Annotated in this window: 24 protein-coding genes; 17 read left to right on the forward strand and 7 right to left on the reverse strand. The window is 73.0% G+C overall.

What is annotated here, in order from left to right; all coding sequences use genetic code 11:
* The first annotated feature begins 107 nt into the window (after positions 1-107).
* The 9 genes from ACZ3IG_RS35360 to ACZ3IG_RS35400 all read left to right on the forward strand — a co-directional run bounded on the left by ACZ3IG_RS35360 (position 108) and on the right by ACZ3IG_RS35400 (position 7,834).
* Positions 108-752 carry an HAD family hydrolase gene (locus ACZ3IG_RS35360; RefSeq protein WP_467437296.1) on the forward strand — a complete coding sequence of 215 codons (645 nt, stop codon included), beginning with the start codon at positions 108-110 and terminating at the stop codon, positions 750-752.
* Between the two features lie 73 nt (positions 753-825).
* Positions 826-1,515 carry a VC0807 family protein gene (locus tag ACZ3IG_RS35365; protein WP_467437298.1) on the forward strand — a complete coding sequence of 230 codons (690 nt, stop codon included), beginning with the start codon at positions 826-828 and terminating at the stop codon, positions 1,513-1,515.
* A gap of 23 nt (positions 1,516-1,538) precedes the next feature.
* Positions 1,539-2,750, forward strand: coding sequence for an MFS transporter (locus ACZ3IG_RS35370; RefSeq protein ID WP_467437299.1), 1,212 nt, complete (start codon positions 1,539-1,541; stop codon positions 2,748-2,750).
* Positions 2,701-3,876 carry an acetoin utilization protein AcuC gene (locus ACZ3IG_RS35375; RefSeq protein ID WP_467437300.1) on the forward strand — a complete coding sequence of 392 codons (1,176 nt, stop codon included), beginning with the start codon at positions 2,701-2,703 and terminating at the stop codon, positions 3,874-3,876. Before ACZ3IG_RS35370 ends, ACZ3IG_RS35375 begins: the two co-directional genes overlap by 50 nt.
* Positions 3,877-4,051: 175 nt before the next feature.
* Positions 4,052-4,867, forward strand: a complete 816-nt coding sequence (locus tag ACZ3IG_RS35380; protein ID WP_467437302.1) for a phosphatase — start codon at positions 4,052-4,054, stop codon at positions 4,865-4,867.
* A 129-nt stretch (positions 4,868-4,996) separates the two neighbouring features.
* Entirely contained in the window at positions 4,997-5,206 is a 210-nt protein-coding gene (locus ACZ3IG_RS35385; RefSeq protein ID WP_189424546.1) for a helix-turn-helix domain-containing protein, read from the forward strand.
* 165 nt (positions 5,207-5,371) lie between these two features.
* The gene (locus ACZ3IG_RS35390) at positions 5,372-5,470 is read left to right on the forward strand and encodes a 30S ribosomal protein bS22 (RefSeq protein WP_003948845.1); all 99 of its coding nucleotides are present in this window, start codon (positions 5,372-5,374) and stop codon (positions 5,468-5,470) included.
* 220 nt (positions 5,471-5,690) lie between these two features.
* On the forward strand, positions 5,691-6,752 hold the full coding sequence (locus ACZ3IG_RS35395) for an NAD-dependent epimerase/dehydratase family protein (protein ID WP_467437303.1): 1,062 nt from the start codon (positions 5,691-5,693) through the stop codon (positions 6,750-6,752).
* A 14-nt stretch (positions 6,753-6,766) separates the two neighbouring features.
* Positions 6,767-7,834, forward strand: coding sequence for a lysophospholipid acyltransferase family protein (locus ACZ3IG_RS35400; RefSeq protein ID WP_467437305.1), 1,068 nt, complete (start codon positions 6,767-6,769; stop codon positions 7,832-7,834).
* 94 nt (positions 7,835-7,928) lie between these two features.
* Here ACZ3IG_RS35400 and ACZ3IG_RS35405 read toward each other — a convergent pair whose 3' ends face one another.
* The 3 genes from ACZ3IG_RS35405 to ACZ3IG_RS35415 form a co-directional block, all read right to left on the reverse strand.
* A complete protein-coding gene (locus tag ACZ3IG_RS35405) occupies positions 7,929-9,164 on the reverse strand; it encodes a DUF5667 domain-containing protein (protein WP_467437306.1) in 1,236 nt (411 codons plus the stop codon).
* Between the two features lie 218 nt (positions 9,165-9,382).
* Complete coding sequence (locus tag ACZ3IG_RS35410) at positions 9,383-10,183, reverse strand: ECF subfamily RNA polymerase sigma factor, BldN family (RefSeq protein WP_215167353.1); 801 nt, start codon at positions 10,181-10,183, stop codon at positions 9,383-9,385.
* 313 nt (positions 10,184-10,496) lie between these two features.
* On the reverse strand, positions 10,497-11,420 hold the full coding sequence (locus ACZ3IG_RS35415; protein ID WP_467437308.1) for an HAD family hydrolase: 924 nt from the start codon (positions 11,418-11,420) through the stop codon (positions 10,497-10,499).
* Between the two features lie 162 nt (positions 11,421-11,582).
* Here ACZ3IG_RS35415 and ACZ3IG_RS35420 point away from each other — a divergent pair, with 162 nt between their 5' ends.
* From ACZ3IG_RS35420 to ACZ3IG_RS35440, 5 genes are all read left to right on the forward strand, one after another.
* Positions 11,583-11,879 (forward strand): glutaredoxin family protein, encoded by a 297-nt coding sequence (locus ACZ3IG_RS35420; RefSeq protein WP_467437309.1) that lies wholly within the window; start codon positions 11,583-11,585, stop codon positions 11,877-11,879.
* 302 nt (positions 11,880-12,181) lie between these two features.
* Positions 12,182-13,003, forward strand: coding sequence for a redox-sensing transcriptional repressor Rex (locus tag ACZ3IG_RS35425; protein WP_467437311.1), 822 nt, complete (start codon positions 12,182-12,184; stop codon positions 13,001-13,003).
* A complete protein-coding gene (locus ACZ3IG_RS35430) occupies positions 13,000-14,682 on the forward strand; it encodes a glutamyl-tRNA reductase (RefSeq protein ID WP_467437312.1) in 1,683 nt (560 codons plus the stop codon). Before ACZ3IG_RS35425 ends, ACZ3IG_RS35430 begins: the two co-directional genes overlap by 4 nt.
* Positions 14,679-15,638 carry a hydroxymethylbilane synthase gene (hemC, locus tag ACZ3IG_RS35435; protein ID WP_403533855.1) on the forward strand — a complete coding sequence of 320 codons (960 nt, stop codon included), beginning with the start codon at positions 14,679-14,681 and terminating at the stop codon, positions 15,636-15,638. The genes ACZ3IG_RS35430 and hemC overlap by 4 nt, the downstream gene beginning before the upstream one ends.
* Complete coding sequence (locus ACZ3IG_RS35440; RefSeq protein WP_467437313.1) at positions 15,635-17,347, forward strand: bifunctional uroporphyrinogen-III C-methyltransferase/uroporphyrinogen-III synthase; 1,713 nt, start codon at positions 15,635-15,637, stop codon at positions 17,345-17,347. The genes hemC and ACZ3IG_RS35440 overlap by 4 nt, the downstream gene beginning before the upstream one ends.
* A 403-nt stretch (positions 17,348-17,750) precedes the next feature.
* Here ACZ3IG_RS35440 and ACZ3IG_RS35445 read toward each other — a convergent pair whose 3' ends face one another.
* The 3 genes from ACZ3IG_RS35445 to ACZ3IG_RS35455 all read right to left on the reverse strand — a co-directional run bounded on the left by ACZ3IG_RS35445 (position 17,751) and on the right by ACZ3IG_RS35455 (position 19,857).
* Positions 17,751-18,695 carry an NADP-dependent oxidoreductase gene (locus ACZ3IG_RS35445; RefSeq protein WP_467437315.1) on the reverse strand — a complete coding sequence of 315 codons (945 nt, stop codon included), beginning with the start codon at positions 18,693-18,695 and terminating at the stop codon, positions 17,751-17,753.
* A 97-nt stretch (positions 18,696-18,792) separates the two neighbouring features.
* Entirely contained in the window at positions 18,793-19,368 is a 576-nt protein-coding gene (locus tag ACZ3IG_RS35450; protein ID WP_467437316.1) for an NAD(P)H-dependent oxidoreductase, read from the reverse strand.
* Between the two features lie 276 nt (positions 19,369-19,644).
* Positions 19,645-19,857 carry a hypothetical protein gene (locus ACZ3IG_RS35455; protein ID WP_467437317.1) on the reverse strand — a complete coding sequence of 71 codons (213 nt, stop codon included), beginning with the start codon at positions 19,855-19,857 and terminating at the stop codon, positions 19,645-19,647.
* 104 nt (positions 19,858-19,961) lie between these two features.
* On the opposite strand from ACZ3IG_RS35455, the gene ACZ3IG_RS35460 reads away from it, so the two are divergent.
* On the forward strand, positions 19,962-20,465 hold the full coding sequence (locus ACZ3IG_RS35460; RefSeq protein WP_467437319.1) for a MarR family winged helix-turn-helix transcriptional regulator: 504 nt from the start codon (positions 19,962-19,964) through the stop codon (positions 20,463-20,465).
* A 48-nt stretch (positions 20,466-20,513) separates the two neighbouring features.
* Here ACZ3IG_RS35460 and ACZ3IG_RS35465 read toward each other — a convergent pair whose 3' ends face one another.
* Positions 20,514-21,500, reverse strand: coding sequence for a helix-turn-helix transcriptional regulator (locus ACZ3IG_RS35465; protein WP_467437320.1), 987 nt, complete (start codon positions 21,498-21,500; stop codon positions 20,514-20,516).
* 297 nt (positions 21,501-21,797) lie between these two features.
* Here ACZ3IG_RS35465 and ACZ3IG_RS35470 point away from each other — a divergent pair, with 297 nt between their 5' ends.
* On the forward strand, positions 21,798-22,298 hold the full coding sequence (locus ACZ3IG_RS35470; protein WP_467437321.1) for a cupin domain-containing protein: 501 nt from the start codon (positions 21,798-21,800) through the stop codon (positions 22,296-22,298).
* 291 nt (positions 22,299-22,589) lie between these two features.
* On the forward strand, positions 22,590-24,638 hold the full coding sequence (locus ACZ3IG_RS35475; protein ID WP_467437356.1) for an ATP-binding protein: 2,049 nt from the start codon (positions 22,590-22,592) through the stop codon (positions 24,636-24,638).
* Positions 24,639-24,719: the final 81 nt, after the last annotated feature.

Genomic DNA, 24,719 nt, shown 5'->3' on the forward strand with positions numbered 1-24,719 from the left:
GCAGGGGGGACCCTGTGGGAGAGTAGGACGCCGCCGAACAATTTTTGGAATAGAGGGGAACCCCCGCACCTTTCGGTGCGGGGGTTTTCTGCGTTTAGGGTCAAGGTATGCGCTACGACCTGGTTATCTTCGACAACGACGGCGTGCTCGTCGACAGTGAGCCGATCTCCAACCGGCTGCTGGCCGGTTACCTCACGGAGCTCGGGCATCCGACCTCGTACGAGGACTCATTGCGGGACTACATGGGGGCCGCGATGCATCGGGTCCATGATCTGATCGGGGAGCGGACCGGGCGGGGGTTGCCCGCCGATTTCGACGATGTCTTTCATGGGCGGGTGTTCGCGGCCTTCGAGGCGGAGCTGGAGCCGGTGCCCGGGGTGGTCGGGGTGCTGGAGAAGCTGGCCGGGGACGGGGTGGCGTACTGCGTGGCGTCGTCCGGGAGTCATGAGCGGATTCGGGTGGGGCATCGGAAGACCGGGCTGGACCGGTGGTTCGATGACGGGCGGATCTTCAGCTCGGAGGATGTGGGGCGGGGGAAGCCGGCGCCGGATCTGTTCCTGTACGCGGCCGAGCGGATGGGTGTGGCGCCGGAGCGGTGTGTGGTCGTCGAGGACAGTCCGCTCGGGGTGGCGGCGGCTGTGGCGGCCGGGATGGATGTCGTGGGGTTCACGGCCATGACGCCGGCGGAGAAGCTGGGCGGGGCCGGGAAGGTGTTCGCGGACATGCGGGAGCTGCCCGGTCTGCTGTCCTGACTGACATCTGTCACGGGGGGACGCGGACGGTTGTCTCTACTGGCGTCCCGGCTTCCGACGGGACGCTGGGGGCATGAGGACACACAGCGACCTGCGCCGGACCCTCGTTTCCCTGCTCCTGGACGTGGGGGTGCCCATCGGGGCGTACTACGTGCTGAAGGACGGGGCCGGGGTCAGTACGCTCGCGGCGCTCGGGTGGAGCGGGGTGGTGCCGCTGCTGCGGGCCGGGTGGGGACTGGCGGGGCGTGGGGCGGTGAACTGGCTCGCGCTGCTGATGCTGCTCGCCAATGGGGTGGGGTTGGTGGTGGGGGCCGGGGCCGGGGACCCGCGGGTGATGCTGGTCCGGGACAGCATGGTCACCAGTGTGGTGGGGGTCGTGGTGCTGGGGTCCGTGGTCGTGGGGCGGCCGATGATGTCGGGGGTGGTGCGGCCCTGGGTGGTCAAGGGGGATGCGGGGCGGGAGCGGGCCTGGGGGCGGTTGCGGCGGGAGTCGGTGGCGTTCCGGCGGGCCGAGCGGCGGTTCACCGGGATGTGGGGCGTCGCGTTCGTGGGGGAGTCGGCGGTGCGGGTCGTGGGGGCGTACGTGCTGCAGGTCGACGTGATGGTGTGGCTCGGGACCGTGGTGATGTGCGGGGTGCTCGGGGTGACCTTCGTGGTCAGTGGGGCGCTGGTGGCCGGGCCCATGGCGCGGATGGTCGGGCGGGAGGCGTGCGCCGTGGAAGGTGAGGTCGGTTCATCTTCGGCGGTACCTACCCAGCGGTAGGGCGGGGTCCTACGCTCGCCGCCATGACGGATGTGCCGCGGCGGGGCAGGGTCTCTCTGGCGTTCGCGTTCTTCGCCCAGGGCGTGGCGTTCGCGCTGCTGGTGACGCGCATTCCGGCCGTTCAGGACCGGTACGGGGTCTCCGACGGGCTGCTTCCGGTGTTCCTGGCGGCCGTGCCGGTGCTGGCCGGGGTGGGGAGCGTGGTGACCGGGCGGCTGGTGCGGGGGGTGCGGCCGAGCCGGGTGCTGCGGTGGTCCCAGCCGGTGGTGCTGTCGGCGCTGCTCGGGGTGGGGCTCGGGGACGGGATGACCGCGCTGGCCGTCGCGCTCGGGGCGTTCGGGCTGGCGGTGGGGGCGTTGGACGCCTCGATGAACATGCTCGGGGTCAGTCTGCAGCGGGCGTACGGGCGGAGCATCATGCTCGGATTCCATGCCGCGTACAGCTTGGGCGGGATCGTGGGGGCCTCGCTGGCGTGGGCGGGGGCGCACTGGGGGCTGGCGCTGTGGGTGTCGTATCTGCCGGTGGTCGCGGTGCTGGTGCCGGCGGCGCTGGTGGGGAGCCGGTGGTATGCGGACGGGGGTGGGGAGGAGGGAGGAGGTGCCGGTGGCGGGGGCGGCGCGGGGGTTCGGGTGCTGTTGCCGTTGTGTCTGGTGATGACGTTCGCGTACATCGGGGACTCGACGGTGTCCAACTGGAGTGCCAAGTATCTGCGGGACGTGCTGGGGAGTTCGGAGCAGCTGGCGACCGTGCCGTACGGCGTGTACATGGTGACCACGTTGGTCGGGCGGGCGCTGGGGGATCTCGGGGTGCGGCGGCTGGGGGCCGTGGTGGTCGTGCGGGGCGGGGCGCTGGTGGCGGCGGCGGGGTTCGCGGTGCTGGCGGGGGCGCCGGGGGCCTGGGTCGGGATGGCCGGGTTCACGCTGCTGGGGGCGGGACTGTGCGTGCTGGTGCCGCAGACGTTCGCGGCGGCGGGGCGGTTGTTTCCCGGGGCTTCGGACGCGGCTGTGGCGCGGCTGAACGTCTTCAATTACGTGGGTTTCCTGGTGGGTTCGCCTTTGGTCGGGGCGCTCGGGGGTGTGTGGAGTTATCGCGGGGCGATGCTGGTGCCGATGGCGTTGGTGCTGGTGACGGTCGTGTACGCCCGGTCGTTCGAGGCGGGCGGGGCCGACCGATACGGTGGCGGGCATGAGCGGGCGCGCGCGGCTGATGTGGGACCAGGCGGTAACGGGCTATGACTTCGGGCCGGATCATCCGATGGACCCGGTGCGGCTCGCCCTGACGCGCGGTCTGGTCGGTGCCTTCGGGCTCGACCGGGAGCTGGACGTCGTAGCGGCGAAGGCGGCCGGGGAGTCGACGTTGCGGCTGGTGCACCGGGAGGACTACATCGCCGCGGTGAAGGCGGCGTCCGCCGATCCGGGGGCGGCGGATCCCGCGTACGGGCTGGGGACGGTCGACGATCCGGCGTTCGCGGGAATGCACGAGGTGTCGGCGCTGATTGCCGGGCAGTCGGTGGGGGCGGCGGAGGCGGTGTGGCGGGGGGACGCGCTGCACGCGGTGAACTTCGCGGGCGGGCTGCATCACGCGATGCCGGGGGCGGCGTCGGGGTTCTGCGTGTACAACGACGCGGCGCTGGCGATCGCGCGGCTGCTGGAGCTGGGTGCCGAGCGGGTCGTGTACGTGGATGTCGACGTGCATCACGGGGACGGGGTGCAGGCGGCGTTCTGGGAGGACCCGCGGGTGCTGACGGTGTCGTTGCACGAGCATCCGCGGATGTTGTTCCCGGGGACCGGGTGGCCCGAGGAGACCGGGGCGGACGGGGCGGCGGAGGGGTCGGCGGTGAACGTCGCGTTGCCGGCGGGGACCGGGGACGCGGGGTGGCTGCGGGCGTTCCACGCGGTGGTGCCGGAGCTGGTTTCCTCTTTTCGGCCGCAGGTGCTCGTGACGCAGCACGGGGCGGACACGCACTTCGAGGATCCGTTGGCGCATCTGGCGGTGTCGGTGGACGCGCAGCGGGCGGTGCAGGTGGCGTGCCATGAGCTGGCGCACGAGTACGCCGGGGGGCGGTGGGTGGCGCTGGGCGGGGGCGGTTACGCGGTGGTGGACGTGGTGCCGCGGTCGTGGACGCATCTGGTGGGGATCGCGGCGGGGCGGGAGGTGGCGCCGGAGGCGGTGATCCCGGAGTCGTGGCGGGCGGAGGTGTACGCGCGGACCCGGCAGTTGGGGCCGATGCGGATGACGGACGGGCGGTGGCCTGTGTCGTGGGCGGAGTGGGAGGCGGGGTACGACCCTGCGGACCGGGTGGATCAGGCGGTGGTGGCGGCTCGGCGGGCGGTGTTTCCGTTGCGGGGGTTGTTGGCGTGACGGGTGGCGGCCGACGGTCGTGCGGTCGTGCGGGTGCGGTCGTGCGCTCTTGGGTGGGGGCGCGGCCCGAGTGGGCGAGGTGCCGGCGCGGGTCCTCACCTCGTGAGTGGGCCGAGTGGGTGCAGTTGCGGGGAAACGGGGGTGGGGCGGGGGGTGGGTTCGGGAGCATCGGGGGGTGGTGTCGGTCCGTGAGCTTCGTGATCATCTGCTCGGTGCCCGGCTGGCCGGGGTCGTGGCGACCTCGCGGGAGAGGAGTCTGCGCAGTTATCGGCTGTTCGCGGCCCGGGATCCGCGGGTGCTGCTGGGGCTCGATCCCGTAGGGGCCTGGCGGCAGCGGGACGTGATCGCGCTGATGGCGGACCGGTGCGGCGTATCGGCCGACCCTCGGTGCGTCACGGGGCAGGACGTGATCGATCCGGACCGGACGCTGAGCGCTCTGGACGCCTTCGCGGACCGGCTCGCGGAGGCCGCCCGGCGTGCGGCCCCGGTCGTGCTCGGGACCGGACATCCGCACCGGCTGCTCGGTTTCTACGCCGCCTTGGCGGACGCCCTGTCGGCGGCGGGATGTGCCGTTCTCACCCCGGCGCAGGGTCGCTGTGTCGACATAACGACCCGGTTCGGTCTACGCACGTACAACCTCGACTACGTACGAGGCGTCGCGTTGGTGCGGGAACCCGGCCCTGAACGCCCCGGTTGTGAGCCCGGCGCGCACACCCACTCACCCCTCCCGGTTCGGACCGCCCTGGCCGGTGCGGCGGAGGCCGGCGGGGTGCTGCCGGAGCTGGTGATCGGAGACCACGGATGGGTCTGCGGAGCAGGTCAGCTGGGGTTCGAGGCCATCGGGCTCGCTGATACGGACGACCCCGCGCTCTTCGTGGGGCAGGCAGAGGGGTGCGTGTCCGTCGTCGTTCCACTTGATGACGGCGTGCGGTCCGATTACTACCTCCCGCTTACCCGCTACGTACTCAATCGAGCGTGTCTGTCCCAGTAGGACGCCGATGCGTGCACCTCTTCCCCACTCGCATCACCCGCACCTACATTGGGGAGTGAGCACGCAGCGACGAAGAGTCACCGGAAGGGGAAGCCGGTGGCCGTCGAGTGCGGAAGGTTCAGGTGTGTCATGGCTGGAGACCAGAGGCCTCTGAGCGAGGTTCAGTTCCTTACCGTGGCGGAGGTCGCCTCGGTGATGCGAGTGTCGAAGATGACCGTGTACCGGTTGGTGCACAGCGGCCATCTGCCCGCGATCCGGGTGGGGCGGTCCTTCCGCGTCCCGGAGAATGCGGTTCACGAGTACCTCCGCGAGAGCTTCGTGGGGGTGGACACGGCCTGATCAGGGCCCGTCAGGGCTCGGGGGAGGTCCCCGGCAGTCCCGTCGGACCTCCCCCGTCCCCTCGATTACGACCTCAGCGCTCGGGCGGGTAGGCTAGCCCCTCGTAGGTCGTGTGGGCCCATGGCGCCCAAACAACCGAGTGATGAGAAGTGAGCGAGGGTAGTCGTGGGCTCTGTTATCAAGAAGCGGCGCAAGCGGATGGCCAAGAAGAAGCACCGCAAGCTGCTCAAGCGCACGCGCGTGCAGCGTCGCAACAAGAAGTAAGCGACGCGACGCCGCGAAAGCGTCATCTGTGGCCCCTCACCGGATCCGGTGAGGGGCCACAGACGTATGCGGAGCGGACGTATGCGGCGGGCGGGCAGGTGGGCCGTACGGCCGGTTTCCGTCACGGGACGCGTCCGGCGGTCATCACCGAGCAACACCGAGCCGATAGGTTGGCCCGCGGGCGGGGAACCCGGCGGGGACCGAGAGAAAGGCGCGGATCTTGGGCAAGGTCGTGCTCGTGACGGGAGTGGCCCGGCAGTTGGGGGGCCGCTTCGTGCGGCGGATCCAGCGGGACCCGGCGGTGGACCGGGTCGTCGGTGTGGACGCGGTCGCGCCCGAGCACCATCTGGGCGGCGCGGACTTCGTCCAGGCCGACATCCGGCAGCCCACCATCGCGCGGGTGCTGGCGGAGACGGGCGCCGACACGGTCGTCCACATGGACGTCACCGGCACCCCGCTGGGCAGCGGCAGCCGGACGTCGGTCAAGGAGACCAACGTCATCGGGACCATGCAGCTGCTCGGCGCCTGCCAGAAGTCGCCGGCCGTGCGGCGGCTGGTGGTGAAGTCCAGTACGAACGTCTACGGGTCCGCGCCCCGCGATCCGGCCGTCTGCACCGAGACGACGTCGGCCAAGTCCCTGCCCAGCGGTGGCTTCGCCAAGGACACCGTGGAGGTCGAGGGGTATGTGCGGGGCTTCGCGCGGCGGCGGCCGGACGTCGCGGTGTGCGTGCTGCGGTTCGCCAACATCCTCGGCCCGGCCACCGACACCCCCCTGGCGTCGTACTTCTCGCTGCCGGTGCTGCCGACGGTGTTCGGGTACGACCCTCGGCTGCAGTTCGTCCACGAGGACGACGCCATCGAGGTGCTGCGGATCGCCTCGCACGAGCCGGAGCGGGGGACGCTGAACAGCGGGACGTTCAACATCGCCGGTGACGGTGTCCTGGTGCTCTCCCAGTGCGCGCGGCGGCTGGGCCGGCCCACCGTGCCGATGCTGCTGCCGGTGGTCAGCTGGGCGGGGTCCCTGGTGCGTACGCTGGGGGTGACGGACTTCTCCCCCGAGCAGATCCGGCTGCTCACGCACGGCCGGGTCGTGGACACCACCCAGATGCGCGAGACGCTGGGTTTCCAGCCGAAACACACCACCGCAGAGACGTTCACGGACTTCGCGCGCAGCCGGGAGCCGGGGCTGCTCCCGCCGGCCGCCGTCGCGCGGGCCGTGGACCGGGTCGCCGCGCTGTCCCGTACGGGCGGCGGCCACCCCCCGACGCAGAGCGCGAACTGAGGAGCGCATCAACGATGGCTGATGCCAAGGTCATTCCGTTCGACGACGACCGGTCCCGCGGGGGCGCCGGGCAGCGCTCGGCGCGGCGCAGGGGCGGCGCGGGGAGCCGGCGGGCGAGTACGGCGGAGTCCGCCGCGCCGGTCGGTGAGGTCCAGGCGCTGCCCGTGCGGCAGGGCGGGGACGACGACGGTCCGGTGGCGGGGGAGAACCGGGTGCTGCCGCCGGGGGAGGACGGTGGTGGTGACGGGCTGGAGCGGCGGATCGCGGGCGGGCTGGCGTTCCTGCGCCGGCGCCTGACCGGTGACTACGAGGTCGACGACTTCGGCTATGACGCCGAGCTGACCGACCAGGTGCTGATGTCCGTGCTGCGTCCGGTGTACGAGAAGTACTTCCGGGTCGAGGTGAAGGGCATCGAGAACATTCCTGCCGAGGGCGGGGCCCTGATCGTCGCCAACCACTCCGGGACGCTGCCGCTGGACGGCCTGATGATGCAGGTCGCGGTCCACGACAACCATCCGGCGGGGCGGCATCTGCGGCTGCTCGCGGCGGACCTGGTGTTCGTGCTGCCGGTCGTCAACGAGCTGGCCCGCAAGCTGGGGCACACCCTGGCCTGCGCGGAGGACGCGGCGCGGCTGCTCGGGCAGGGGGAGCTGGTCGGGGTGATGCCGGAGGGGTTCAAGGGGCTGGGCAAGCCGTTCGGTGACCGGTACAAGCTGCAGCGGTTCGGCCGGGGCGGGTTCGTCTCCACGGCGCTGCGGGCGGGGACACCGATCGTCCCGTGCTCGATCGTCGGCGCGGAGGAGATCTACCCGATGATCGGCAACGCCAGGACGCTGGCCCGGTTGCTGGGTTTCCCGTACTTCCCGCTGACGCCGACGTTCCCGTGGCTGGGGCCGCTGGGGGCGGTGCCGTTGCCGACGAAGTGGACGATCCAGTTCGGTGAGCCGATCCCCACGGATCACTATCCGGCGGAGGCGGCGGAGGACCCGATGCTGATGTTCAACCTGACCGATCAGGTGCGGGAACAGATCCAGCACACGCTGTACAAGTTGCTGGTGCAGCGGCGGTCGGTGTTCTTCTAGGCGTTCTCAGGGGCCCGAGGCGCTTTCAGGGGCTCGACATGACGGTACGGCGGTGGGAACGTCCCCACCGCCGTACCGTCATGTCGAGCCCGTCTCAGTCGGTGTCCTCCCTCTCGATGCCCAGGTCGGGCAGCAGGCCCGGGAGGAGGGGCGGCAGCGTGACGTCCGGCTCGGGGGCGGGCGTCTTGTCGCTGGTGGACGGTGAGGCCGGGGCGGTCTCCTCGGGCGGGTCGAGCAGGCCGCCGGTGCCGCCGCCGAGCAGGCCGTCGCCCTCGCTGCCGGAGTCGGCGGACTCGCTGGGGTGCCGGCTGTCGGTGCGGCCGGGCTCGGAGGAGTCGCCGCGCCCGGTGCTGGGCGGCGCTGAGCTGCCGGAGCCGGACGGTGTCGAGCCGACCGATCCGGAGCCGCCGTCCTGCTTGCCCGCGCCGTCGTCCCGGGAGGGCGGCTGGGGGAGCAGGGACCGCAGCGGGGCCACGTCCTCGTCTATGGCGTCGAACACCGACGACACCTGCTCGCTGACGTCACCGAGCTGCACGGGCAGTCGCTCGCGCAGGGTCCCCCAGGCGTCCCGGTGGGAGCGCGAGAAGGCGGAGAGCGCCCGCATCGGGTCGAGCGAGTCGGGGTCGCGGGCATAGACCGCGCTGAGCAGGCGGTGGCCCTCGGACGCGTCCTGCTGCATGCCGGACAGGGCGCGGCGGATCTCGCCGAGGGCCTCGTGGTCGAGGGAGCCGCCGCGGTCGCGCTCGACCAGCCGGCGGGCCTCGCTCAGCCGGGTGGAGGCCAGGTCGAGGTAGCCGCGGCCGCGCTCGGCGTCGTCGTCGGCGAGGCCGAGCTTGAAGTCCTCTATGCCGCGCTTGAGGCCGTAGAGCGAGTCGCCCGGGAGGGCGTCGGAACTGGCCGCGGCGACTCCGCCGAAGGCTCCGGCGGCCACGCCGACGCTGAGTCCGCCGGCGGTGAGGCCCTTGGCCAGCCGCGAGCGGGGCCTGAATTTCCTGAGCGGTGTCGCCCGGTGGGCGCCGCGGGCGCGGCGCTGCTCGGGTACCGACGGGTCCGCCTCGCCGCCCGCGGTGCCTTCCTGGAGCATGGCCTCGAACGCGGCCACCAGCTGGGCCCGCTGGACGACCTTGACCTCCGGGTCCAGCTCGGGCTTGGGCAGCGCGTCGAGACCGGCTGTCAGGGCCACCAGGCGGCCCTGCTCGGTCCGGTCCGCGGTGGCCGCGGCCGGTGCCGGTCCTTCGGACTGCTCGGCCGCCGGGCCGCGGTCGGGCTGCTCCTCCAGAGCCTGGGCGAAGGCGTTCGCCCGCCGGTGCGCCGATACGTTCGCGATCACTGGCGGCACCTCCTCTCGTCATGACGGTCGACTCCCCAGGGGGTCCTGAGGGTTGCACACCCTGACCAGGAGCACACGAATGTGTGATCGAAGTCGGCCAGGGAGTGACCACAGGGAGCCTGCATCCCGCTCAACGAGTGGCGCGGCACTTGGGTTACGCACGGCGGGCAAGCGGGCCAGTGAGTCAACGAGCCGTCACCGAAGGTGACTTGGGAGGCTCAGCGGGCGTCGTCCGGGAGCAGCCGGGCGAGGGTGCGCACGGCCCGGTACTGGAGGGTCTTGATGGCGCCTTCGTTCTTGCCCATCACGCGGGCGGTCTCGGCGACGGAGAGGCCCTGGAGGAAGCGCAGCGTCACGCATTCCTGCTGCTGGGGGTTGAGCCGGCGTACGGCGTCCAGCAGGGCGGCGTTGGAGAGGGACTCCAGGACGGAGTCCTCGGGGGAGCGCTCGACCTCGTTGGCGTCGAGCATCTCGCCGGTGGTCACTTCGAGCCGGAAGCGGCTGGACTTGAAGTGGTCGGCGACCAGGTTGCGGGCGATCGTCACCAGCCAGGCGCCGAAGTCGCGCCCCTGCCAGGTGAAGGTGCCGATGCGGCGCAGGGCGCGCAGAAAGGTCTCGCTGGTCAGGTCCTCGGCGGTGGCTTTGCCTCCCACGCGGTAGTAGATGTACCGGTACACGGTGTCGCTGTACTGGTCGTAGAGCCGTCCGAAGGCGTCGGCTTCGCCCGCCTGAGCGCGCTCCACCAGGTCCATCATCCGGGCGCTGTCGCTGTCCGCGGCAGGGCGCCGGGCGGTCGTCCCGGAGGCGCGTGCGCGTCTGCCGACGGCGGCGGCGCCGCTCTCGGCGAGCGCGTAGGCCGGGCCGACGGGGGCGGTGGCTGCGGCGAATGCGGGGACGGCGTACGCGGTGGGGACGGCATACGCGGTGGGGACGTAGTCGCGGAACAGGTCCTGGAGCGTTTTGACCGTTGCGCGCAGCGTAGCCAGGCCCGAGGCGTCAACCCCGACGTGTGGGTACACGGGACTCCCAGAGGCAGAGCTTCCATCACGTGCAGTGCGGGACCTTTCACCCGTCGTAGCGACGGAGGGGTACCGGATTGCGTCTGAGGAGAATAACGCTTCGTACAGGCCCTGCTACACCCAGTTGCTCAAATCATCGATTACGTCGCTTACGTAACCGAATGGCGGCCGTTCGGGCGCCGGAGATTGATCGGTTGCTGATCGAAAGAGCCTGGGTTCGGCGTCGTAACAGAGCGTGTTGTGCTCGGGTGGGAGACGGGGGAGTGATCCGGGGGCCGCGCGGGTACGTCAGACGGGTTGGCGGCCGGACGGGTCAGCGGCGGCGTCGGTGCAGGGCGATGGCCGCCGCCGTGCCGCCGGCCACGGCGCCGACGCCGGCCGCCGCCGGGATGCCGACCTTGGCGGCCTTGCGGCCGGTGCGGTAGTCCCGCAGGCGCCAGTCCAGTTCCCGGGCGTGGCGGCGCAGTTTCGAGTCGGGGTTGATCGCGTAGGGGTGGCCGACCAGGGACAGCATCGGGATGTCGTTGTGCGAGTCGCTGTAGGCCGCGCAGCGGGTCAGGTCCAGGCCCTCCGCCGCCGCCAGGGCGCGGACCGCCTCGGCCTTGGCCGGGCCGTGCAGGGGTTCGCCGACCAGCTTGCCGGTGTAGACGCCGCCGATCGACTCCGCGACCGTGCCGAGGGCGCCGGTCAGGCCGAGGCGGCGGGCGATCACCTGGGCGATCTCCACCGGGGCGGCCGTGACCAGCCAGACCTTCTGGCCCGCGTCCAGGTGGGCCTGGGCGAGGGCGCGGGTGCCGGGCCAGATGCGCTCGGCCATGTACTCGTCGTAGATCTCCTCGCCGATCGACTTCAGCTCGGAGACGCGGTGGCCCTTGACGATGGAGAGCGCCGAGTCGCGGGCGTCCTGCATGTGCTCGGGGTCCTCGAAGCCGGCCAGCCGGAACCACGCCTGCTGCCAGGCGAACCGGGCCAGGTCGCGGGTCTCGAAGAACTTGCGCTTGTACAGGCCGCGTCCGAAGTGGAACAGCGCGGCGCCCTGCATGACCGTGTTGTCCAGGTCGAAGAAGGCGGCGGCCCGGTCGTCGCCGTGCACCGGGAAGTCCGCCTCGCCGGCGGCGTCGGGCGCCGGGAGGTCCTGGGTGGATTTGCGGGCTGCCTCCGCCGACGCCTCGCCTGCCAGCACGCTGCGCGCGGTGGCGGAGCGCCTCCGGGGAGTGAGCCATCCAAGAGCGGCCATGCCCGTGAGCATAGCCAGTTTGTTCGGGCGTTCCGGAGTCGAGAGGTTGGGAGGCTGTGAACTCTGCGCGACCGTACCGTTAAAGAAGCCGTGCGCCCGGCGCGTCGCGGCGTCGAGGCGGCGGGACATCCGTACGGCGCGGGGCGCGCGAGAATGGCCCGTATGAGCCCGGTCTTCCGCAGAAGGACGCCGCCGCGTCCCGAGCACCAGCCCCGTTCCGAGAACCATCTCGTCACCCTCATCCGCAAACCCGGCTGCCACCTGTGTGATGACGCACAGCTCGTCGTCGAGAAGGTGTGCGCCGACCTCGGCGTCCCGTGGGAGGCGAAGGACATCACCGAGGACCGCGGCCTCCACGACGCGTACTGGGAGCAGATCCCCGTGGTCCTCGTCGACGGACGCCAGCACACCTTCTGGCGTGTGAACGAGGAACGCCTGCGCAGGGCACTGACCGAGTAGTCCGACTGGTCCGAGTAGTCCAAGAGCTGTCGGATGGTCGCTTAAAATCGATGGCGACGTGGTCTCGGGGGCGTGGATCGTGAGGAGCGTGTACGGCTTTGCCCCCAATAGGAGAGGAACGCGTGCGCGAGCGCGCCGGTTCCCCGATCGTGCGCCGGGGGCGCGTGACCCCGGTCACGTTGGCCGGGCAAATCGGACACCATCTTTGTGCACGCGTTCACAAAGACATAGCCTGCATTCGACGGGGCGGTCATGTAGGGACGTATGACCGCCTACAGCCCCGCTCTACCCGCAGGAGCACCGTGGCAACTGGCCGAACACACCGACCGGCGACCCGCAGCCGAGGGATTCCCGAGGCCACCGTCGCCCGGCTTCCGCTGTACCTCCGCGCGCTGACCGCACTGTCGGAGCGCTCGGTGCCCACGGTCTCCTCCGAGGAGCTGGCCGCGGCGGCGGGGGTCAACTCCGCGAAGCTGCGCAAGGACTTCTCCTACCTCGGTTCGTACGGGACCCGGGGCGTCGGCTACGACGTCGAGTACCTCGTCTACCAGATCTCCCGTGAGCTGGGCCTGACCCAGGACTGGCCGGTCGTCATCGTCGGTATCGGCAACCTCGGCGCCGCGCTCGCCAACTACGGCGGGTTCGCCTCCCGCGGCTTCCGGGTCGCCGCGCTCATCGACGCCGATCCCGCGATGGCCGGGAAGCCGGTCGCGGGCATCCCGGTGCGGCACACCGACGAGCTGGAGCGGATCATCCAGGACAACGGCGTCTCGATCGGCGTGATCGCCACCCCCGCCGGTGCCGCCCAGCAGGTCTGCGACCGGCTGGTGGACGCCGGGGTGACCTCCATCCTGAACTTCGCGCCGACCGTGCTGAACGTCCCCGAGGGCGTCGACGTGCGCAAGGTCGACCTCTCCATCGAACTCCAGATCCTCGCCTTCCACGAGCAGCGCAAGGCCGGTGAGGAGGCCGCGGCGGACGGTGCCGTACCGGCTGGCGCCGCCCGCAAGCGTGCCGCCGCTGCCTCTGCTGCCGGTGCCGCTGCCGGCGCCTCTGCCGGTGCCTCTGCCTCTGCCGACCAGGGTCCTGACGGGGACGACGTCCCCGCCGTGATGCCGGCATGAGCCTCCTCGTCGTCGGACTCAGCCACCGCAGCGCCCCCGTCAGCGTCCTCGAGCGGGCCTCGCTGAACGCGGACGCGCAGAACAAGCTGCTCCAGGACACGGTCGCCGCCGAGCCGGCCGCCGAGGCCGCGGTGCTGGCCACCTGCAACCGCATCGAGCTCTACGCCGACGTGGACAAGTTCCACGCCGGGGTCGCCGAGCTGTCCACGCTGCTCGCCCAGCACAGCGAGGTCGGCCTGGAGGAGCTGACCCCCTACCTCTACGTGCACTACGAGGACCGGGCCGTCCACCATCTGTTCTCGGTGGCCTGCGGACTGGACTCGATGGTCGTCGGCGAGGGCCAGATCCTCGGGCAGATAAAGGATTCTCTGGCCCGCGCCCAGGACCTGCACACCGCCGGACGGCTGCTGAACGACCTGTTCCAGCAGGCGCTGCGGGTCGGCAAGCGCGCCCACTCCGAGACCGGCATCGACCGCGCCGGGCAGTCCCTGGTCACCTTCGGCCTGGAGCAGCTCGCCGCGGGCGCGGAGGTCTCCGGCTGGGCCCGCGGCAAGAAGGCGCTGGTCATCGGCGCCGGGTCGATGTCCTCGCTGGCCGCCGCGACGCTGGCGCGGGCCGGGGTCGCCGAGGTCGTGGTCGCCAACCGCACCTTCGAGCGCGCCGAGCGCCTCGCGCAGATCCTCACCCAGGGCGGCGACACGGGCGTGGTGGCCCGCGCGGTCCCGATGGACGCGGTGCCGGCCGAGCTGACACGTGCCGACGTCGCCGTCTCCTGCACCGGCGCGACCGGCCTGGTGCTCACCGTCGACGCGGTCGCCGCGGCGGTCGGGGGACGTACGGGCGAGCCCGTCGAAATCGAGGCCGCACCCGTCGCACCGGCCGCCGGGGCGCCGCTGCCGCCGGCCAGTGCCGGCACCGAGGACGGCTGCCCGCTCGACCTGTCCGCCGCGCAGTCCGGCTTCTCCGTCATGGGGGAGGCGGCGGTGGCCGGCCTGGACGCCGCCGCGCTGGAGCAGCACGGGGCGTGGGCCGCGGGCGGTACCGCGGTGGACCAGCCGCGGGAGAGCGCCGACGCCGGCCTGATCTCCGCGCTCGCCGCGGCCGCGGCCACCGCCGGACGGGTCCCCGAGATGCGTCGGCCCGAGCCGGTCCCCGAGGTGCCGCGCCCGGAGCCCGTCCTCTTCCTCCTCGACCTCGCCATGCCGCGCGACATCGACGCCGCCGCGCACCGGCTGGCCGGGGCCCGGCTGGTCGACATCGAGTCGCTGGCGGAGGCGTCCGCGGACGCGCCGATGGCGTCCGACGTGGACCAGGTCCGGCGGATCGTCGCGGACGAGGTCGCCGCGTTCGGCGCCGCCCAGCGGGCCGCGACCATCACCCCCACCGTGGTGGCGCTGCGCAGCATGGCCGCCGAGGTCGTGGCGAGCGAGATCGCGCGGCTGGAAGGGCGGTTGCCCGCCCTGGACGACAAGCACCGCGCCGAGATCACCCAGACGGTACGGCGCGTGGTGGACAAGCTGCTGCACGCACCGACGGTGCGGGTCAAGCAGCTCGCGGCCGAGCCAGGCGGCGCCGGGTACGCGGACGCGCTCCGCACCCTGTTCGACCTCGACCCCGAGACGGTGGCCTCCGTCTCCCGGGCCGGGAACAGCACTGAGAAGAACCGAGGACCGGCATGACCGAGAAGGCACTGAGACTGGGGACCAGGCGCAGCAAGCTCGCCATGGCCCAGTCCGGGCAGGTGGCGGACGCCGTGAGCCAGGTGACCGGACGGCCCGTCGAACTGGTCGAGATCACCACGTACGGCGATGTGTCGCGGGAGCAGCTCGCGCAGATCGGCGGCACGGGGGTGTTCGTGGCCGCGCTGCGCGAGGCGCTGCTGCGGGGTGAGGTCGACTTCGCGGTTCACTCGCTGAAGGACCTGCCGACCGCGCAGCCCGACGGCCTGGTGCTGGCCGCCGTACCCGAGCGTGAGGACCCGCGCGACGTGCTCGTCGCCCGGGACGCGCTGAAGTTCACGGACCTGCCGCGCGGCGCGCGCATCGGCACCGGCGCCCCCCGGCGCATGGCGCAGCTCAACGCGTACGCCCGCGCGCACGGCCTGGACATCGAGACGGTGCCGATCCGGGGCAACGTCGACACCCGCATCGGGTACGTCCGCAAGGGCGACCTCGACGCCGTCGTACTGGCCGCCGCGGGGCTGAACCGGATCGGCCGCGGCGACGAGGTGACCGACTTCCTGTCGGTCGACACGGTTCTGCCCGCCCCCGGCCAGGGGGCACTGGCGATCGAATGCACCGCGTCCGACGCGGAGCTGATCGCCGCGCTCGGCGAACTCGACGACCCGTTCACGCGGGCCGCCGTAACCGCCGAGCGGTCACTGCTCGCCGCCCTGGAGGCCGGTTGCAGCGCACCCGTGGGGGCGCTGGCCGACCTGCTGGCCGACGGGCAGACTGTCAAGGAAATGCGCCTGCGCGGCGTCGTCGGCACGACCGACGGCTCGTCGCTGGTGCAGTTGTCCACCACCGGTCCCGTGCCCGCAACGCACGAGGCGGCACTGGCTCTCGGTCGCGAACTCGCCACCGAGATGCTCGCCCAGGGCGCGGCCGGTCTGATGGGGGAGCGAGAACATTGAGCCCCACCGCCCTTCCCGCCGGTCCGGAACACGGGCACGTCACCTTCCTCGGTGCCGGACCCGGAGATCCGGGACTGCTGACACTGCGCGCCGTGGAGGCGCTGGCGCACGCGGACGTCCTTGTCGCCGAGCACGAGGTGCTCGACGTCGTACGTACGCATGCCCGGCACGGCGTGGCCGAAGTGCACACCGACCCGGACCCGTCCGGTGGCCCGGTCCCGGGCACAGGCACGCCTCAGCTGGCGGTCGTTGACGGCTCGTCAACAACCGCTGGTGTCCCCGCCGTGCGGGATGCCGCACATCTTGTCATGGAGGCCGCGCGGGGCGGCAGGCGGGTGGTGCGTGCGGTGACCGGGGACCCCGGGCTCGACACGTACGCCGCCGAGGAGATGCTGGCCTGCGCCGCCGCCGGGGTGCCCTTCGAGGTGGTTCCCGGTATCGCGTCCGCCGTCGGTGTGCCCGCGTACGCCGGTGTCCCGCTGCGGGACGCCGAGGGCGCGGACGTGCGGTTCGTGGACGCCCGCACGGCCTCCGACCGGTGCTGGACGGAGGTCGGTGCCTCCGACGGCACGGTGGTCGTGTCGACGACGCTGGACTCGGTGGCCGCCGCGGCCGGTGAACTGGTGTCGGCGGGCCGCAAGCCGGACACGCCGATGACAGTGACGGTCGCCGGTACGACGACCCGTCAGCGGACCTGGACGGCGACGCTCGGCACCATCGCCCAGACGCTGAAGCAGGCCAAGGTGCTGCCGTCCCCGGACGGTGGCCGGCCGGTGATAGCCGTGGTCGGCGAGCGCTCCGCCCCCGCCCAGCGCGACCAGCTGTCGTGGTTCGAGTCCAAGCCGCTGTTCGGCTGGAAGGTGCTCGTGCCGCGTACGAAGGAGCAGGCGGCGTCGCTCTCCGACCAGCTGCGCTCCTACGGGGCCGTACCGCACGAGGTCCCGACCATCGCCGTCGAGCCGCCGCGCACGCCCCAGCAGATGGAGCGGGCGGTGAAGGGGCTGGTGACCGGCCGCTACGAGTGGATCGCGTTCACGTCGGTCAACGCGGTCAAGGCCGTCCGCGAGAAGTTCGAGGAGTACGGGCTCGACGCGCGGGCCTTCGCCGGGATCAAGGTCGCGGCGGTGGGCGAGCAGACCGCCAACGCGCTGATCGCCTTCGGCGTGAAGCCGGACCTGGTGCCGAGCGGGGAGCAGTCGGCGGCCGGGCTGCTGGAGGACTGGCCGCCGTACGACCCGGTCTTCGACCCGATCGACCGTGTCTTCCTGCCGCGCGCCGACATCGCCACGGAGACGCTGGTCGCCGGGCTGATCGAGCTGGGCTGGGAGGTCGACGACGTCACCGCCTACCGGACGGTGCGGGCGTCGCCGCCGCCGGCCACGACGCGGGAGGCGATCAAGGGCGGCGGTTTCGACGCGGTGCTGTTCACCTCGTCGTCGACGGTGCGGAACCTGGTCGGTATCGCGGGCAAGCCGCACAACGTGACGGTGATCGCCTGTATCGGCCCGGCGACGGCCAAGACGGCCGAGGAGCACGGGCTGCGGGTCGACGTCATGGCCCCCGAGCCGTCGGTGCTGAAGCTGGCGGAGGCGCTGGCCGAGTTCGGGATGCGGCGCCGGGCGGCGGCGCTGGAGGCGGGCGATCCGGTGACGCGGCCGAGCGAGCGGCGTCCGGGGTCGCGGCGGCGGCGGTCGACTACGACCAGTTGAGGTGGGGCGCCCTTTCGGGGGCGCCCGCTCCGTCACCGCCCGGGGGCGGGCGGCGGGGCTCTTCGGGGCCCCGGGCGTCGGGTGGGGGCCCGGTCGGTCACGGGCCGGGGTGTTGACGGGCCCGGTCGTTCATGGGTCGGGCCGTTCGTTCACGGGCCAGGGCGTTCACGGGCCGGGGCGCTCGTTCGGTGCCGGTGTCCTGGCCGGGGTCTCGCGCCCGGTGTCGGCGTCGGTGTCGGGTCCGGTGGTGTGCTCGCGCGGTCGGCGCGGTGCCGCGCGGATGTCTTCGAGCGGGTCCGGGGAGGGGTGTCCGCCGGCGCGCCGGCCCTCGGGGCCGGCGCGCTGGCGATTCCGGGGTACGGACTGAGTGCCGTGGCCCTTTCCTTCCGGTGGCGGACCGGTGTCAGGCGGCGGTGGGGACGACGACGACCTTGCCGTGGACCGCGCCCTGGGCGGCTCGCGCGTGCAGCGCCGGCAGTTCGGCCAGCGGCACCCGCTCGGCGACATCGACGCGCAGTTCGCCGCGGTCGGCCGAGGCCGCCAGTGCCGCCAGCTGGTCGGCGTCGCTGCGGACGTACAGGTCGATGCCCCGCACGTCGCGCTCCTCGTCGCTGGGGGCGGGCATCCACACCGTGGTGTTCACGAGGGTCCCGCCGGGGCGGACCAGGGTGACCAGGGCGGCCAGTTCGGCCGGGTCGACCGGTGCGAGGTTGAGGGCGAGGTCGACCGGTTCGGTCACCGCCGCGGTCACGCCGGTGGTGGTGTGGTCGATGATTTCGTCGGCGCCGGCGGATCGGACCGCTTCGGCGCTGCGCGGGCCGGCGGTGGCGATGACGTGGGCACCGGCGTTCTTGGCCAGCTGCACGGCGTAGCCGCCGACCGCGCCGCCGGCGCCGTTGATCAGTACGCGTTGTCCGGCTGTCAGCTTGCCGTGGTCGAACAGGGCCTGGTACGCGGTCAGGGCCACCACGGGCAGCGCGGCGGCGTCCGCCAGGGGGACGCTCTTGGGTGCCGGGGCCAGGATCCCGGCCGGCGCGATGACGTACTCCGCGGCGGCTCCGGTGCCGGTCATCGGCAGGAAGCCGATGACGTCGTCGCCGACCGCGATGCCGTCCACGCCCTCGCCGAGCGCGTCGACCGTGCCGGCGACGTCCAGGCCGGGGGTGTGGGGCAGCGTCACCGGGATGGGGCCCTGCATGAATCCGGCGCGGATGTTGCCGTCGACGGAGTTGAACGAGGTCGCGGCGACCCGGATCAGGACCTCGCCCGCGCCGGGGACGGGCTGCTCCACGTCCTCGTAGCGCAGGACGCCGGGCTCGCCGTACTCGTGGAAACGCACTGCCTTCATGGCTGTTCTCACCTTCGCTGCGATCCGATGTGCTTCGAATTCGAAGCAACTGTCGAGGACCATACATCTGCTTCGAATTCGAAGCAAGGGGGATCGGTCATCGCCGGCGCGAGCGCATCGCGGCGGCGAGTTCGGCGGCGGCCCGGTCGACGCGGGCGTGCAGTCGTTCCGCGTCGCCGTGGGCCGCGGCCCCCCGGCCGGCGGGAGTGGCGACGACGACCGTGGGCACGGGGACCGCGTGCGCGCCGGCCAGCCGCCCGCACAGGGCCCGCGTGAGGTCGGGCGGCTGCCGACGGGAGCCGGCGTCGAGCGCCAGGAGCACCGGCGTGCCGGGGAGGAGCCCGTTCCCGAGGACGGCGAGGAACGCGTCGAACACCGGGCTCGGGGACGCCGCGAGCACCGGGGTCGCCATCACCAGCCCGTCGGCCGCGGCGACCGCCGCGACCGCCTCCCGCAGGTCGAGGCCGACGTGACCGCGGGCGGCGGACCGGGCGAGGTCGGCGGTCAGCCGGTGCAGTTCCACCACCTCCACGTCGGCGCGCGCGCCGCCGGACGCCAGTGACCGGCACACCGCCTCCGTGACCCGGTCGGCGAGCAGGCGGGTCGGACCCGGGGCGTCGGCGCCGGCGCTCACGACGGTCAGGGACACCGGGCTCCACGCGGCGGTGCTCATGCCGGCACCGTGCTCATGGGCGCGTCCGCGTGGCCTGGCCGTCGCTCCCGCCGGTCCGCTCGGTCCGCCGCTGCTCCTCGCGGTGCGCGGTACGGGGGGATGTCCATGGCTGGTCCTCGGGACGCGCGGACGGCGGCGCCGTCCTCCTTCCGCAACCCTGCGCCGCGCCACTGCCCGGCCGCCACGGTCCGCGGTGCTCAGTCGGGCCCAACGCTGCCCACGCGGTTCACCCGGGGCGGCGCGGCCCCGTCACGGGAGCGCCAGTGCGACAGCGCGTCAGCGCGTCCGGACGCGGGAGCCGGGGCGGACCAGGCCCGCGGCGGCGACGGCCACGAGCGCCACGGCGGCGAGGCCGGACAGGAGGGGCAGTACGGTCACGTCGTCCTCCAGCCGGTGCGCGGCGTTGACCGCCAGCGCGACGCCGATCAGCAGGTAGAGGACGCTCATGACCCGGCTCGTCGGAACGATCCGCCACGTACGGTTACTCACGTTCGCCTCCAACTCGGTCGGCGGGCAACGCGGTTCGCGTGCCCGGGGACCCCGGGGCCATGCGCGCACCACACTCTTCGAATTCGAAGCAGTAGACTCCGGTCATGCCTGATTCACCGCGCTCGCTCGACCCCGTGCAGCTCGGCGCCTACTTCGACCTCATCGAGGTGACCAGCCTGCTCCGGCACGCGGTCGAGCAGCAGCTGCGCGAGAGCGGCGATCTCAGTTATGTGCAGTTCCAGCTGCTGGCCCGCCTCGGGGACTCGCCGACGGGCAGCCACCGCATGACCGACCTGGCCGACGGCGTGGTCTACAGCCGCAGCGGGCTGACGTACCAGGTGGGTCTGCTGGAGAAAGCGGGCCTGGTCGTCCGCGCTCCCTCGCCGGACGACGAGCGGAGCATCACCGTCACCCTCACCGACGCCGGACGCGCGCTGCTGGCGAAGGTGCTGCCGGGACACGTCGAGGTGGTCAGCGGTCTCCTGTTCGAGCCGCTCTCGCGCGACGACGTCAAGGCCCTCGCCGGCCTGCTGGCGCCGGTGCGCGACCACATGCGCTCGGCGCCGCCCCGCTCGGCCGCGCCCCGCCGCCGCAGGGGCGGGGCGTGAGGACGCGGCCGGCGCCGGTGCGCCCGGACGGGGCGGCGGGCCGAGCCGTCAGGCCGTCGGCCGGCGCGCGAACTGCGCCGGCGTCGCCTGGTACCGCTTCTTGAAGGCGCGGATGAAGTGGCTGCTGTCGGTGAAGTGCCAGCGCGCGGCGGCCTCGGAGACGGTGAGGCGTGATCCGGGGGCGGTGAGCGCCGCGGCGGCCTCCTCCAGGCGCCGGCGGCGTATGTAGGCGCTGAACGACTCGTCCAGACTCGCGAAGGCCCGTTGCAGGGTGCGCAGGGAGACGTGCAGGTGCGCGGCGACGGCGGCCGGGGACAGGTCGGCGTCGGTGAGGCGGGCGTCGGCCAGGTCCCTGGCCGCCCGGGCCAGCGCCGGGGTGAAGGCGGGCTCGCGGTCGTCGAAGTGGTCGAGGAGCAGCCCCTTGGCCAGTTCGAGCAGGGCGTTGCGGGCCGCGTGCGCGGCCGCGGGGCCCAGGTCGCCCACGGTCCGCTGGACCATGCTGGTGTGTGCCATGAGGATCTGTGCCGCGGGCGAGGTGGCCCGGCCGGCGCGCGGTTTCCCGGCGACCAGGGACCGCAGGGCGTCGCCGGGGAAGATGAAGATGCGGCTGCCGATCTCGGGCGTGGTGTGGAAGTGGTTCTCCGTCACGACGTGGTGCGCGAAGTAGGTGCCGGCCGAGACGCGGGCGTCACCGCCCTGGTCGTGCGGCTCCCGCAGGGTCATCGCGCCGCGCAGCACGAAGTACAGCCTGACGTGGTCGTGCTCGTGCGCACCGACCGCCCGGGTGCTCAGGGGTGAGGAGCCCCACAGTTCGTTCACGGCGGTGTCCCGCAGGGCCACCGAGCGCATGGTCCCCTGGAAGCCGTCGAGGGTGGAAGTGCTGAACTCCGGCAGGGGGTACAGGTCACCCATGCGGTCGTTCCAGGTGTCGATGAACGGCTCCCACGTCCTGCGGCCGGTGCCCATGGACCCGGCGTCGACGGTGAACGTGCCCATCCTGTCGCTCGGACCGAGGAAACGCGGTCTGTCGTTCATGTGCCCTCCGCGCCGGCGAACGTGTCGCCGGGATCCCGTCTGATGTCGCAAACGTACATGCCTTCCGCGTACGGCCGTTCCTACGCTTGGCCGTGATTCAACCGTCAACGGTCCGCCGCCCGCGGGTGTCACCGCCGGGTCGCCGTACGCCGGCGCCGCATACCGCACGCCGGCGCCGCACGCCGCACGGTGGAGCCGCACGCCGGCGCCGCCGCGGGCGCACCGTCCGGTGGCGGAGTCCTCGTCGCGTCCGGCGACCGACTCCCCCCCCGACCGACCCCCCAGGAGACCACCGCGATGATTCCCGCTGACGACCCGTCCCGGTCGCTGACCGTGGCCAACCCGGACGACCCCGGCACGACGTACGTCTCGCTCGTGGGCAACACCTACGCCATGCTGATCACCGGCGAGCAGACCGACGGCCGGTACTGCCTGATCGACATGCGCGTTCCCGACGGCGGCGGCCCGCCCCCGCACCGGCACGACTTCGAGGAGATGTTCACGATCCTCGAGGGCGAGATCGAGTTCACCTTCCGCGGCGAGAAGCACACGGTGCGGGCCGGGTCCACGGTCAACATCCCGGCCAACGCGCCGCACAACTTCCGCAACGTCTCGGGCGCTCCGGCCCGCATGCTGTGCATGTGCACCCCGGCCGGCCAGGACGAGTACTTCCTGCGCGTCGGCGACGTCGTCGAGGGCAAGGACGCGCCGCCGCCGCGGCTGTCGGAGGACGAGGTCATGGAGCGCCGCCGCCGTGCGGTCGAGCTGGCCTCGGCTTACCGGAGCGAGTTCCTGTAGCCCGCGGGGCCGGTACGCCCGGCCGCCGGGGGGGGGGGCGCGCGTCGGGCCGGGGGCGTGCACCGGGCCGGGTGGCCTCCCAGAGTCCCCGGATGAGGCGGGGCCGGGTCAGGCCCCGGGCCCGTCCCGCCGCGGTCACGGACGTGGCCGTGCCCGGGGTGACCGTGACGAGCAGCCCGGTGTCCCGGCCGCGGACAGGACGGCGGCCTGGGCGGTGGGTGACCGCACTCCTCACTCCTCGCGCTGCTCGAACTGCTACTGCTATGAACCGAGGAGCGCGGGTTGGGCGCGGTGGGACTGGCGGACCGGCTGGCCGCGGCGCGAGCCGGGGCACTGGTGGGCAGGGAGCCGGAGCGGGCGGTGCTCGACCGGATGCTGTCGGGCGCGGCGGACGCCCCGTTCGTGGCCTATCTGCACGGTCCCGGTGGCATCGGCAAGTCCTCGCTGCTGCGCTACGCCGCGTGGCGGGCCGGGCTCGGCGGACGCCGCGTGGTGCAGGTGGACGGCCGGTTCCTCGGCGGTGATCCGCGCCGGCTGGCCGAGGAGGCGGCCCCGGCGTGCGCCGAACCCGGCACGGTGCTGCTCATCGACAGCTTCGAGCGGTGCCAGTCCCTGGAGGCGTGGCTGCGCGACACCTTCCTGCTGCGGCTCGCCGACCGCGCGATCGTGATCCTGGCCGGCCGGGTCGCCCCCGACGCGGAATGGTGCCTGGACCCGGGCTGGGCGCAGCTGTTCACCGCGCTGGCCGTGCGCCCGCTGGACACCGCCCGGTCCCACGCCCTGCTCGCCGCCCGGGGGGTCCCCGCCGAGCGGCGCGGCGCCCTGGTCGCCTTCGCCGGAGGCAATCCGCTCGCCCTCTCACTGGCCGCCTCGATGCCCGCCGGGGCGCCCGGTGTGCCCTGGGAGCCGGCCGGCGACGTCCTGACGATCCTGGTCGAGCGGCTCGTGGGCGACCTGCCCGGCGTCGTCCACCGGCGGGCCCTGGAGGTCGTCGCGCAGGCCTGCGTCACCCGGGAGCAGCTGCTGCGGGCGGTGCTGGGCGACGAGGACACCGACGCGGTGTTCCGCTGGCTGCGTCAGCTGCCCTACATCGAGGCCACGCCCGAGGGGCTGTACCCGCACGACGCGGTGCGGGCGGTCCTGGAGGCGGACCTGCGCTGGCGGAACCCAGAGCGCTACGAAGACGTCCGCGTCCGCGTCTCACTCGCGGGCCTGCGCGCCGTACGCGACGCCTCCGAGGAGGACGTGCCGGCGCGGGTCGCGGAGTGGATGTTCCTCTTCCGAGGCCAGGGGGGCCCGGACGACCCGTACACCCACCGGGCGCACCCGCACATCGAGGAGACCGCGCTGCGGCCCGAGGACGTGCCGGGCGTGTTACGCATGGCCGAGAAGGAGGAGGGCCCGGCATCGGCGGCGGCGGTCGCGTACTGGGTGCGCCGCCAGCCGGAGGCGTTCCGTGTCCACCGCTACGCGGGCTCCCGCACGCCCGTGTCGTTCATGGCCGTCCTGCGGCTGGACGCGTCCCTGACCGAGGACCACGCCGAGGACCCGGTGATCGCGGCGGTCCGGGAGTTCGTGGAGGCGGTCGCGCCCCTGGGGCCGGGCGAGCATCTGGGCATCCGCCGCTTCGCGGTGCAGGTCGGCGGGCACCAGCGGCCTTCGCCGCTGATGGAGCTCATCGGCCGGCGTGCCATCGGCGAGGAGATGCGGGCCAGGGGACGCGCGATGACCTTCACCGTCTTCGAGGACGCCGACCGGTGGGGGAGCCACCTCGCCGGGGCCGGGCTGGCGGAGCTGGTGGCCGTGGACGTCGGCGGGCGGCGGCAGCACGTCTTCGGCCGGGACTGGCGGCGGCAGACAGTGGAACAGTGGGCGCGGCACCGGGCGCGCGCCGGGGCCGCGCCGGTGGCGACCTGGCCCGCGGCCGACGCCACGGGCGGTCCGGGCGGCCGGGTGCCGCGCGCGGCGTTCACAGAGGGCGTGCTGGAGGCGCTGCGCACCTGGCACACGCCCCGCGCGTTCGCCACCAGCGTCCTGCTCGACTCCCCCCTGGTGCCGCCGGGTTCGTCCGACCCGGCCGCGGACCTGCGTGCCGCCATCCTCACCGCCGTCGACGCGATGCAGACCGACCCCGCGGGCGTCAAGGCCCACGAGGCCCTCGCCGCCACCTACATCACGGCCTCCCGCACCCACAAGGCCGCCGCCCGACGGCTCGGTGTGCCCTACGGCACCTACCGGCGCCACCTCGCCCTGGCCAAGGAGCGGCTCGTCGCACACCTGCTGCGGCAGGCATCGCCCCCGGTCGCGTCCGGGAGCGGCGGTGCGGCGCCACCGGACTGACGGCCGCGCGCGCCACGCGGCCGGCGGGCGAGGGGCCGTCCCGCCGGTACCGCGTCCGCCGCGTGCCGCCCCGGCGCACGG

Source organism: Streptomyces sp. NPDC016677, assembly GCF_055562815.1.